The 11,192-nt window shown below is 68.5% G+C and carries 11 protein-coding genes; 4 read left to right on the top strand and 7 right to left on the bottom strand.

Annotated features, from left to right (window positions below; translation table 11 throughout):
• The 6 genes from QZ753_RS18485 to araD1 all read right to left on the bottom strand — a co-directional run.
• The coding region (locus QZ753_RS18485) for a 2-dehydro-3-deoxygalactonokinase (protein WP_294645796.1) at positions 1–234 on the bottom strand (234 nt) is incomplete at its 3' end.
• On the bottom strand, positions 231–1,148 hold the full coding sequence (locus QZ753_RS18480; protein WP_294645783.1) for an SMP-30/gluconolactonase/LRE family protein: 918 nt from the start codon (positions 1,146–1,148) through the stop codon (positions 231–233). The genes QZ753_RS18480 and QZ753_RS18485, both read right to left, overlap by 4 nt.
• Before the next feature lie 11 nt (positions 1,149–1,159).
• Positions 1,160–3,025, bottom strand: a complete 1,866-nt coding sequence (locus QZ753_RS18475; protein WP_294645782.1) for an IlvD/Edd family dehydratase — start codon at positions 3,023–3,025, stop codon at positions 1,160–1,162.
• A 43-nt stretch (positions 3,026–3,068) separates the two neighbouring features.
• The gene (locus QZ753_RS18470) at positions 3,069–4,139 is read right to left on the bottom strand and encodes an aldose epimerase family protein (RefSeq protein ID WP_294645781.1); all 1,071 of its coding nucleotides are present in this window, start codon (positions 4,137–4,139) and stop codon (positions 3,069–3,071) included.
• 3 nt (positions 4,140–4,142) lie between these two features.
• Positions 4,143–5,069: a Gfo/Idh/MocA family oxidoreductase gene (locus QZ753_RS18465; protein ID WP_294645780.1), complete on the bottom strand. Its 927-nt coding sequence runs from the start codon at positions 5,067–5,069 to the stop codon at positions 4,143–4,145.
• 7 nt (positions 5,070–5,076) lie between these two features.
• On the bottom strand, positions 5,077–6,075 hold the full coding sequence (gene araD1, locus QZ753_RS18460) for an AraD1 family protein (protein ID WP_294645778.1): 999 nt from the start codon (positions 6,073–6,075) through the stop codon (positions 5,077–5,079).
• Between the two features lie 260 nt (positions 6,076–6,335).
• Between araD1 and QZ753_RS18455 the strand changes: the two genes are divergently transcribed.
• A complete protein-coding gene (locus tag QZ753_RS18455; protein ID WP_294645776.1) occupies positions 6,336–7,748 on the top strand; it encodes an MATE family efflux transporter in 1,413 nt (470 codons plus the stop codon).
• On the opposite strand, the gene QZ753_RS18450 is transcribed toward QZ753_RS18455, so the two are convergent.
• Positions 7,738–9,036 (bottom strand): L-fuconate dehydratase, encoded by a 1,299-nt coding sequence (locus QZ753_RS18450; protein WP_294645774.1) that lies wholly within the window; start codon positions 9,034–9,036, stop codon positions 7,738–7,740. The genes QZ753_RS18455 and QZ753_RS18450 overlap by 11 nt on opposite strands.
• 51 nt (positions 9,037–9,087) lie before the next feature.
• On the opposite strand from QZ753_RS18450, the gene QZ753_RS18445 reads away from it, so the two are divergent.
• Genes QZ753_RS18445 through QZ753_RS18435 form a run of 3 tightly spaced genes read left to right on the top strand, consistent with a single transcriptional unit; the run spans position 9,088 to position 11,116 of the window.
• Positions 9,088–9,942 (top strand): IclR family transcriptional regulator, encoded by an 855-nt coding sequence (locus QZ753_RS18445; RefSeq protein ID WP_294645772.1) that lies wholly within the window; start codon positions 9,088–9,090, stop codon positions 9,940–9,942.
• Positions 9,939–10,682 carry an SDR family oxidoreductase gene (locus QZ753_RS18440; RefSeq protein ID WP_294645770.1) on the top strand — a complete coding sequence of 248 codons (744 nt, stop codon included), beginning with the start codon at positions 9,939–9,941 and terminating at the stop codon, positions 10,680–10,682. Before QZ753_RS18445 ends, QZ753_RS18440 begins: the two co-directional genes overlap by 4 nt.
• 11 nt (positions 10,683–10,693) lie before the next feature.
• Positions 10,694–11,116, top strand: coding sequence for an RbsD/FucU domain-containing protein (locus QZ753_RS18435; protein ID WP_294645768.1), 423 nt, complete (start codon positions 10,694–10,696; stop codon positions 11,114–11,116).
• Positions 11,117–11,192 lie beyond the last annotated feature (76 nt).

Below are 11,192 nucleotides of genomic sequence, written 5' to 3'. Positions count from 1 at the left end.
GACCCAGCCTGTCCGCGAGCCGACCATCCCGCACAGGATGGCCGGCGCGTCGTCAGCCACGTCCATCGCAGAAAGGTGCCGCGTCAGCACACCGGCGAAGTCGCCGTCGACGACGCCGGTGAGCCCCTCGGGTGCGCGGCGCTCGTTCAGGACCGTGCCGTCCGAGGCGCAGGCCCAGGCGCGGAACGACGTCGTGCCCCAATCGACGAGGGCGTAGGCCACCCGCCGGCTCATGGCGTCAACCGCAGGCGCGGCTCGGCCACGCCCCGCACTCCGGCCTGGACAATGAAGGTCCGGCCGGCATTCGGGTCGCCTGCCCGCTCTTCCTCGTCCATGCCCTCGTAGGCGGTGGTCACGAGCAGCTGGTCGAGATGACGGCCGGTGAAGGCTGGGCAGCTCGGCTGGCGTGCCGGGAGGGAAAGCGAGCGCAGGTGCTTGCCGTCCGGGGTGAACACCTCCAGCCGCCCCGCGCCCCAACGAGCGTTCCACACGTTGCCTTCGGCATCGGTGACCGCGCCGTCGGGGCCGCCGGCGAAGGCGCCGGCCGGCACGAAGACCGATGGCTCGCCGGTGGGAAGACCGGTCTCGGGATCGAGCGCCACGCGATGGATGTCGCCGCGCGCGGTATCGGCGAAGTAGCCGACCGTCCCGTCCGGCGAAAAGCAGATCGCGTTGGGGATCGTGATCTCAGCGTAAAGGCGACGAAGTTCGCCGCCGCGGAACCAGTAGATCGATCCGCGACCCGCCTCGGCCTTGCGGCCCATCGTGCCGATCCAGAGCGCGCCGGAGGGATGGACGCGGCCATCGTTCGAGCGCGTATCGGTCTCGTGGGCCTCGAGGGCCGTGTGGTGCGTCAGCCGCCCGGTGGCGATGTCGCGCACATGGAGGCCGTTCTCGGTCGCGATGACCTGCGTCCGGTCGTCGACCGTGCAGAGCTGGCTCGCCATCAGTGGCAACTCGTGGACGCGAACCTCGGGGCTCGCCGACGACTTCTCGAAGAGGCGGCGGCCGACGATGTCGAACCACCAGGCCTTGTCGCTTGCCGGATCGTAGGTCGGACCTTCGCCGAGATGGCAGGCCGGGGCGTCGAGGATGTGGAGGGGGGCGGCCTCGACCGCCCCCGTTGCGCCGTTCTGCGGATCCTGCATCGCCGGAGGCCTCAGTGGTTGTCGCGGGGCACGCCCCTCGTCTGCGCGAGGCGCTGGTACTGGACGGCGTTCTCCAGCACCGCGCCGGTCTCCATCTGACCGACCAGCGTGCGCTGGATCTCCTGCCAGGGGGTCTGGTGCTCGGGATACTTGTAGCCGCCCTCGGCCTTCAGCGCCGCGCGGCGCTCTGCGAGCTCGTCGTCCGAGATCAGGATGTTGGCCGTGCCGCGTCCGAGGTCGATGCGCACGCGGTCGCCGGTCTTCAGCACCGCGAGGTTGCCGCCCGCAGCAGCTTCCGGCGAGGCGTTGAGGATCGAGGGCGAGCCCGACGTGCCGGACTGGCGCCCGTCGCCGATGCAGGCGAGCGAGGTGACGCCCTGCTTGATGAGGTAGTCGGGCGCGCGCATGTTCACGACCTCGGCGGCACCGGGATAGCCGATCGGGCCGGCGCCGCGCATGAAGAGGATCGTGTGCTCGTCGATGCCGAGCGCCGGATCGTCGATGTGATGGTGGTAGTCCTCCGGCCCGTCGAACACCACGGCCTTGCCCTCGAAGGCATTGGGATCGTTCGGGTTGACGAGATAGCGGTCGCGGAACTCGGGGCTGATGACGCTCGTCTTCATGATCGCCGACGAGAAGAGGTTGCCCTTCAGAACCAGGAAGCCGGCCTTTTCCTTCAGCGGCTTGTCGTATGGCTTGATGACGTTCTCGTCCTCGATGATCGCGCCGCGGCAGTTGTCGCCGATGGTACGTCCGTTGACGGTCAGCGCGTCCTCCTTGATGAGGCCCTTCTCCATCAACTGGTTGACGACCGCCGGCACGCCGCCGGCGTGGTAGTAGTCCTCGCCCAGATACTCGCCGGCCGGCTGCAGGTTGACGAGCAGCGGGATCTCCTGGCCGAACTCCTGCCAGTCGTCCACCGTCAGCTCGACGCCGATGTGGCGCGCAAGCGCGTTGAGGTGGATCGGCGCATTGGTCGAGCCGCCGATCGCGGAGTTGACGCGGATCGCGTTGACGAAAGCGTCCTTGGTCAGGATGTCCGACGGCTTCAGGTCCTCGCGCACCATGTCGACGATGCGAAGGCCCGTGCGGTAGGCGACTTCCTGGCGGTCGCGGTAGGGCGCGGGAATCGCAGCCGAACCCGGCAGCTGCATGCCGAGCGCCTCGGCCAGCGAGTTCATCGTGGTCGCCGTGCCCATCGTGTTGCAGTAGCCGGTGGACGGCGCCGACGACGCGACGAGCTTCACGAAGCCGGCGTAGTCGATCTCGCCCTTGGCCATCAGCTCGCGCGCCTTCCAGACGATCGTGCCCGAGCCCGTGCGCTGGCCGCGGAACCAGCCGTTCAGCATCGGGCCGACCGAGAGCGCAATGGCCGGAATGTTGACGGTCGCCGCCGCCATCAGGCAGGCGGGCGTCGTCTTGTCGCAACCGATCGTCAGCACCACGCCGTCGAGCGGATAGCCGTAGAGGATCTCGACGAGGCCGAGATAGGCGAGGTTGCGGTCGAGGCCCGCGGTCGGGCGCTTGCCCGTTTCCTGGATCGGGTGGACCGGGAATTCGATCGCGATGCCACCGGCCTCGCGGATGCCCTCGCGCAGCCGGTTCGCGAGTTCGAGGTGGTGGCGGTTGCAGGGGGAGAGGTCGGAGCCCGTCTGCGCGATGCCGATGATCGGGCGGCCGGACTGAAGTTCTTCCTGGCTGAGGCCGAAGTTCATGTAGCGCTCGAGATAGAGCGCCGTCATGTCGGCGTTGTCCGGATTGTCGAACCAGGCGCGCGAGCGCAGCGTCGTGCCCGCGCGGCCGTGGCCGCGGCTACCGCCGGCGGTCTTCAGCTCGTCCGTTCCCTCGATCTTCGTCAGGTCGTTCGACATGGTCATTTCTCCTTCGGTCTCGGAGCCCTCGGGGGCGAGACCTGACACGTCAGGCATGCATAAAGCGATAGGTTGAGCGGTGGCGATAGGTCGCGCCGGGCTCGAGCCGGGCCGACGGGTAGTCCGGCCGGTTGGGGCTGTCGGGATAGCGCTGCGGCTCGAGGCACAGGGCGTCGCCCATCCGGTGGATCTGCCCGTTCTTGCCGACCGACGTCCCGTCGAGGAAGTTGCCGGAATAGAACTGGACCCCTGGCTGATCCGTCAGAAGCCGCATCTGCAGCCCGTTCGCCGGATTGCGGACCGTCGCCGCCATTCGCGGCTCGCCGCCGGACGGCCCCCGGATGCACCAGTTGTGGTCGTAGCCACGCCCCTGCCGGATCTGCTCTTCGGGCGCGCGGATGCGCCCGCCGATGACATGGCTCGTACGAAAATCGAACGCCGTGCCCGCAACCGGGGCCGGCGCCCCCAGCGGGATCGCGCCATCGCCGACGGGCAGGAATTCGTCCGCCTCGATCGTCAGCTCGTGACCGAGAATGTCGGTGACGGCTTTCGTGCCACCGAGATTGAAGAAGGCATGGTTCGTCAGGTTGACGATGGTCGGGCGGTCGGTCTCGGCCTCGAACTCGATCGCAAGTTCCCTCGCGCGCAGGCGATAGGTGACGCTGGTCGCGAGTTCGCCGGGAAAGCCGCCCTCGCCGTCCGGGCTGGTGTGGGTCAAGCGTACGAAGGGCTCCGCGCCCTCCCCGGTCTCCGCGATGTTCCACACATGCCGGTCGAACCCTTCGGCTCCGCCGTGGAGAGCGTTCTCGCCATCGTTCGCTGGCACCGTGAAGGTCTCGCCATCGATCGCGAAGGTGCCGCGCGCGATGCGGTTGGCGTATCGCCCGATCGTCGCGCCGTAGAAGCTGCGCGTTTCGACATAGCCGTCGAGATCGTCGTGCCCCAGCACGACGTCCTCAAGGCGCCCGTCTCGGTCGGCAACGAGGAGCGCCTGGAGCGTCGCGCCATAGCTCATGACTCGCGCCTCGATCCCTTCGGCGCGCAGGCATACGAGCTCGACCCGGCGGCCATCCGGCAGCGCGCCGAAGTCGCGACGCTCCAGGGTCGGCAGCGCCGTCATCGCTCATGCCTCCACGAAGGCTTCGACCACATGGCGGCGGCCGAGAAGGAAGGCGTCCGCAACGTGCTGGAGCGGCGACAGGTCGACATCGATCCCACCGGTCGCCGCCAGTTCGGCGAAGCGACGGTAGATCGCGGCATACTCGCGATCGGGCTCGTCGAGCCGCACCTGCCCGTCGACCAGCATGCGCTTGCCGCCGTCGGCGATGGTCAGCGCGCCGGCATCGGTCTCGACCATGATGTTCCAGATCTCGCCCCGCGTCTCGCGCCAGTCGAAGTCGGCCTCCACCGGCACGCCCGCGCCGTCGGAGAAGGCGAGCGCGGCCGCGATCGGAGCCGCCCGGTTCTCCGGGAACGACAGATCGGACTTCGTCAGGAAGACCGGCCGCGGCAGGATCGCCGTCAGGATCGAGAGGGCGTTGATGCCCGGATCGAAGACGCCGAGGCCACCCGGCTCCCAGATCCATTCCTGGCCGGGATGCCACTTGCGCACGTCTTCCTTCCACTCGATGCGGACCGAGCGGATGGTCGTCTGGGCGAGGAACGCGCGGGCCGGCTCGACCGCGGGCGCAAAACGCGAATGCCACGTCGCAAAGAGCGAGACGCCCTTGGCGCGCGCGAGATCCTCCAGCGGGCGGACTTCGCTGACCGTCGCGCCGGGCGGCTTTTCGAGGAGCACATGCTTGCCGGCGGACAGCGCGGCGTGCGCGAGCTCATGGCGCCCCTGCGGCGGCGTGCAAAGCGCGACCGCGTCGAAGAGGTCGGCATGGCCGAGCATCTCATCGAGGGTCGAGAAGCACGCGACGCCATCGAGCGAGGCGTTGCGGCTGGCGACCGCGGTCAGTTCGACGCCGTCGACCGTGGCGATGGAGGGAACGTGCTGGTCCCGGGCGATCTTGCCGAGACCGACGATGGCAACGCGAAGGGTCATCGGGATCTCAGAGCGAGCGAACGGCGACGGGAGCCTCGCGGCCCGCGGTTTCCGCCAGCGTGTTGACCAGCGGCAGACGGAAGGGGCGCGCGTCGATCTCGAACCGGTCGCCCGCCTGCGTCTTCACGCCATGCGTCACCGAAAGCGTCGCCGTGCCGAAGAAGTGGACGTGCAGGTCGCCGGGACGACGGAACAGGTCGTACTTGAAGTGATGGTGCTCGAGGTTGGCGATCGTGTGCGACATGTTCGCCTCGCCCGATAGGAACGGCTTGTCGAACACCAGTTCGTCGTCCCGGCGGATGCGCGAGGTGCCCTCGACGTGGTCCGGCAGCGCGCCGACCAGAAGCTCGGGGCCGAGCGACGCCTGGCGCAGCTTCGAATGGGCGAGCCACAGGTAGTTGCCGCGCTCGATCACGTGGTCGGAGAACTCGTTCGACAGGCAGAAGCCGAGACGGAACGGCGTGCCGTCCGGGCCGATCAGATAGATACCGGCGAGCTCCGGCTCCTCGCCCCCGTCCTGCGCGAAGACGGGCGAGGTCAGCGGCTCGCCGGGGCCGACGAGGCAGGAGCCGTCGCCCTTGTAGAACCACTCGGGCTGCACGCCGATCTCGCCATCCGTCGGCTTGCCGCCCTCGAGGCCCATACGGAACATGCGCATGGAATCGGTCAGCTGCTCGCCAGCCTGCGCCTTGTGCATCTTGTCGCGGCCGTCGGCCGAGCCGAGATGGGTCAGGCCGGTTCCCGCGACGATGAAGTGCGCGGGGTCCGGATGATGGATCGGCATGAGGACGCGCCCTTCGGCCAGCGCCGCCTCGAGATCGACCGCCTCGCCACGGCCGGCCCGCTCGACTTCGGCGGCCAGCGTCGAGCCGCGCGCCACCGTCGCCTGCGCGAGGTCGTAGGACGAGAAATAGCCGGGCACGACATGGCCCGCGCCCTCGTCCCCGGCCGCCACGACCTGCACCGTGCCGTTGCCGTCTTTCACCTGGAGGATTCGCAGAGCCATGGTCGTTCCACGCGACTAGAGATCGTTCGACGGGAGGCCGGCGACCGGAGCGCGCCCCGGCAGGACGGACCGACATCCCAATTGTCTGCGTTATTTCGAACCGCTCCAGTCTTGTCAATCGAGTACCCCGCCCCCGCCCCGAAGCGTACGGGAAATCGTCGTTGCAGCGCAGCACATCGGCCGGTCGTTCGCCTGGCTTGTCAATCTGGACAGGCGCGCGGCCGGACGCTACCCACGCGCTACCCGTTCGGCGGGTGACGGTGGGAGTCGAAGTCATGGTGTCGCTCGGGGCGAATGTCGGAGGCGGCGCCGAGGCTCCGACCTCGTGGGGCGCGCACCTGAGGGGGATGCTGCTTCTCGGTCTTCCGCTGATCGGCGCGCAGCTCGCGCAGATGTCGATCAACGTCACCAACACGATCCTGATCGGACGGCTCGGCCCGGTGGAACTCGCCGCCGCCGTCCTCACGTCGCAGACCTTCTACGTCTTCTGGATGTTCGGCTCGGGCTTCGCCTACGCGGTGATGCCGATGGCGGCGGCCGCCAACGGTCGGCGCGACACGCGCGCCGTGCGCCGCTCGGTGCGCATGGGCCTCTGGGTGGTCGCGGCCTTTAGCGCCGTCGTGATGACCCCGCTGTGGTTCACGCACGACATCTTCGCCGCCCTCGGGCAGGACCCGCGCGTCGCCGAGCTCGGCGGCCACTACATGCGCATCCTGCAATGGTCGATGCTGCCCTACCTCGCGACGTTCGTCCTGCGGTCCTATCTCAGCGCGCTGGAGCGCCCGCGCCCGGTGCTCGTCATCACGGTGCTGGGCGCGCTCATCAACGCGCTCGCCAATTACGCGCTGATCTTCGGCAATTTCGGTCTTCCCGCGCTCGGGCTGACCGGCTCGGGCATCGCCTCGGTCACGACCTCGGTCTTCATCCTCGCGGCGCTCGTCGTCTACACGCGGGTGCTTCCGGCTCTCGCCCCTTACGATCTCTGGCGGCGGTTCCACCTGCCGGACTGGGAGGCGTTTGCCGAGGTGGCGCGTCTCGGCTGGCCGATCGGGGCGACGATCGTCGCCGAGGTCGGGCTGTTCACCGCCGCATCCGTGATGATGGGCTGGATCGGGACGGTGGAGCTGGCGGCCCACGGGATCGCCCTCCAGCTCGCCTCGATCTCGTTCATGGTCCCGCTCGGCCTATCCAGCGCCGCCACGGTGCGCGTCGGCTCGGCCTATGGCCGCGGCAGCGCGGAGGACGTGTCGCGGGCCGCCCGCGTCGCCATGATGGTCGCGATCGGCATCGCGTTCTTCGCCGCGCTCCTGTTCTGGATGATTCCCGAGCGCCTGATCGGCCTCTATCTCGATCTCGGCCAGCCGGATGCCGCGCGCGTGCTGGCGACCGCGATCCCACTTCTCTTCGTCGCCGCCGCCTTCCAGCTCATCGACGCCATGCAGGTGACGGCGAGCGGCGTGCTGCGCGGCCTGAAGGACACGCGCACGCCGATGCTGATCGCCGTCGGCAGCTACTGGGCGGTGGGCATGCCGATCGCCTACACCCTCGCCTTCCCGTTGGGATGGCAAGGGATCGGCGTCTGGTGGGGGCTTGCGGCGGGTCTGGCCGTCGCCGCCTTTTCGATGACCGCCCGCTACCTCCAGCGCGAGCGAAGCGGCCAGATCACGGCCTGATCGCGCTGGCCTCGCCGCGATAGACGTGCGCTTCGATCGAGGCGCGCTTCATCTCGATCGAGAAGCCCGGCGCCTGCGGCGGCATGTAGCGGCCGCCGCGCACGTCGCAGGGCTCGACGAAATGCTCGTGGAGGTGATCGACATACTCGGCGACGCGTCCCTCCATCGTGCCGGAGACGACGAGGTAGTCGATCATCGACAGATGCTGCACATACTCGCAAAGGCCGACGCCGCCGGCATGCGGACAGACGGGCTTCCCGTACTTGGCCGCCATCAGCATGATCGCGAGGTTCTCGTTCAGCCCGCCCACCCGCGCGGCATCGATCTGCACCACGTCGATCGCGTCGGCCTGCAGGAACTGCTTGAACATGATCCGGTTCTGGCACATCTCGCCGGTCGCGACCTTGATCGGCGCGACGCCGGCCTTGATCTGGCCGTGGCCGAGAACGTCGTCCGGCGACGTCGGCTCCTCGATGAACCAGGGGCGGAACTCGGCGAGCTTCTTCACCCAGTCGATCGCCTCGCCGACCTCCCAGACCTGATTGGCGTCGATCATCAGCGTGCGATCCGGCCCGATCTCCTCGCGCACGATCCGGCAGCGGCGGATGTCGTCCTCGAGATCGCGGCCGACCTTCAATTTGAAATGGGTCCAGCCCTCGGCCATCCCCTCGCGGCAGAGGCGCCGCATCTTCTCGTCGTCGTAGCCGAGCCAGCCGGCCGAAGTCGTGTAGGTCGGATAGCCCTTCTCCGTGAGGGTCGCGATCCGCTCGGCCTTGCCGTCGGCGGCACGCTCGAGAATCGCCCGCGCCTCGTCGCGCGTCAGCGCGTTGGACAGGTAGCGGAAGTCGATGAGGTCGAGCACCTGATCAGGCGTCATGTCGGCGATGAGGCGCCAGACCGGCTTGCCCTCGCGCTTCGCCCACAGGTCCCAGACGGCGTTGACCACGGCACCGATCGCCATGTGCATGACGCCCTTGTCCGGCCCGAGCCAGCGCAACTGGCTGTCGCCCGTGATCCGGCGCCAGAAGCCGCCCATGTCGGCCGCAACGTCCTCGATCGGAACACCGACGACGCGCCCGGCCGCGGCGCGGATCGCCGACGTCACGAGGTCGTTGCCGCGACCGATCGTGAAGGCCAGCCCGTGCCCCTCGAGGTCCCCGTCGGTGCGAAGGACGACGTAGGCGGCAGAGTAGTCCGGGTCCGGATTCATGGCATCGGACCCGTCGAGCTTCATCGACGTGGCGAAGCGGATGTCGAATGTCTCGAAGCTCGTAATTGTGGTGGACATGCCCGTTGATCCCTGTTCATATATGAAAACTGAAATCACCAGCGGAACCGCATGTCAATCGCGCGCCACGATGCTTCGGCCGAGGATGCCGCCCGCTACAGCGCCCCGGCGCTAGAGAAGGGGCTGGACATTCTCGAGCATCTGTCGTCGACGCGCGCGGCGCTGAACCTCGGCGAACTCGCCGATGCGCTCGGGCGCACCCGCAGCGAGATCTTCCGGATGGTGGCCGTGCTGGAGGCGCGCGGCTATCTCGACCGCGAGGGGCAGGACCGCTTCGTCGTCGCCGACAAGCTGTTTCGCCTCGGTCTCAATCGGCCGCTGCACCGTTCGCTGACCGAAGCCGCGCTTCCCGTGATGCGCGATTTCGCCGAGACCAGCGGCTATTCCTGCCATCTCGCCGTGCCGAGCGGCGCGCAGATGGTGGTGATCGCACGGGTCGAAAGCGTCTCGCATATCGGCTTCTCCGTGCGCATCGGCTATCGCCAGCCGCTGGTGCGCACGGGCTCCGGCCACTGCCTTCTCGCATTCATGAGCGAACGGCGCCGCGAGCGGACGCTGGAGGCCATCGCGGCCGAAGACCCGGGCGTCGACTTCGCCGAACTCGCCGAGCGGCTCGATGCGTTTCGCAGTGCGGGCCGCGTGGTTCGCGCCTCCGGCATCACGGAGGGCGTCACCGACGTCTCGCTGCCGATCTTCGACCCCGACGACACGGGCGCGGTCGCCGCGCTCACCTGCCCGCATCTTCGCATTCTGAGCGATCCGATCGAGCCCGAGACCCTCGGCGACGAGGTGGCGAAGGCCGCCGAACGCATCAGCGCGGCGCTCGCCGCCCCCGTCGCCGCGCCGTTCGAGGACGCGGACACTGGGGCATCGGGTGGCGGAACCAACAAAGGAGACCGTACTTGAGTCAACGTCTTGCCGGACAGCGCGCGGTGGTGACGGCCGCCGCGCAAGGGATCGGCCGCGCGACGGCGCTCGCCTTCGCCCGCGAAGGCGCCGAGGTCATCGCGTCCGACATCAACGAGGAGCGCCTTGCCGACCTCGCTTCCGAGCCCGGCATCACGACACGCCGTCTCGACGTGCTCGACGCGGCGGCGGTCGGCGCATTCGCTCGGGAGGTCGGGCGTGCCGACATCCTCTTCAATTGCGCGGGCTTCGTCCACGCGGGCACCATTCTCGACTGCACCGACGAAGAGTTCGACTTCGCGTTCGACCTCAACGTGCGCTCGATGTTCCGGATGGTTCGCGCGTTCCTGCCCGCCATGATCGAGGGCGGCGGCGGATCGATCGTCAACATCGCCTCGGTCGCCTCCTCCGTGATCGCCGCGCCCAATCGCTTCGTCTACGGCGCGTCCAAGGCGGCGGTGATCGGCCTCACCAAGTCCGTCGCGGCCGATTTCGTGGCCAAGGGCGTGCGCGCCAACGCGATCTGCCCGGGCACGGTGGAAAGTCCGTCGCTGCAAGATCGGATGCGGGCCACCGGCGACCTCGAGGCGGCGCGCGTCGCCTTCGCGGCCCGCCAGCCGATGGGCCGTCTCGGACGTCCCGAAGAAATCGCAGCCCTTGCCGTCTATCTCGCCTCGCACGAATCGGATTTCGTGACGGGCCAGGCGATTTCGATCGACGGCGGCTGGACCAACATCTGAACGGGGACGTCATGCTGCGCAACATTCATCCGATGCTGGGGCCCGACCTCCTGCACGCCCTGCGCTCGCTCGGGCACGGCGACGAACTGGTCATCTCCGACGCGAACTTTCCGTCGCATTCGCTTGGCCCCCGCGTCGTCCGCCTCGACGGGATCGACGCCGTCGCCGCTGCGGACGCGATTCTCGCCCATCTGCCGCTCGACACGTTCGTCGAGGCCGCCGCGTTTCGGATGGAGGTCGTCGGCGACCCCGACGCGGTCCCGCCGATCGCCGAAGAATTCGCCGAGGTCGTCCGCCGCCGCGCGGGCGACTTCCCGATCCGCTCGCTGGAACGCTTCGCGTTCTACGAGCGCGCCAGAACGGCATCCCTGATCGTCGCCACGGGTGAGACCCGCCATTACGGCAACCTCATCCTGAAGATGGGGGTGCTCTGAACCGCCGTATTCCAGCGACTTCGAGCTGCGAGGCCCTTGCCAATCCGCTCCACCGCCGATACGGTATGATTATGCC

This window comes from uncultured Aureimonas sp., from assembly GCF_913775355.1.
Taxonomy (GTDB): domain Bacteria; phylum Pseudomonadota; class Alphaproteobacteria; order Rhizobiales; family Rhizobiaceae; genus Aureimonas.
The sequence above is the reverse complement of the archived record's forward strand: the minus strand, read 5'-3'. Positions and strand labels throughout refer to the sequence as shown.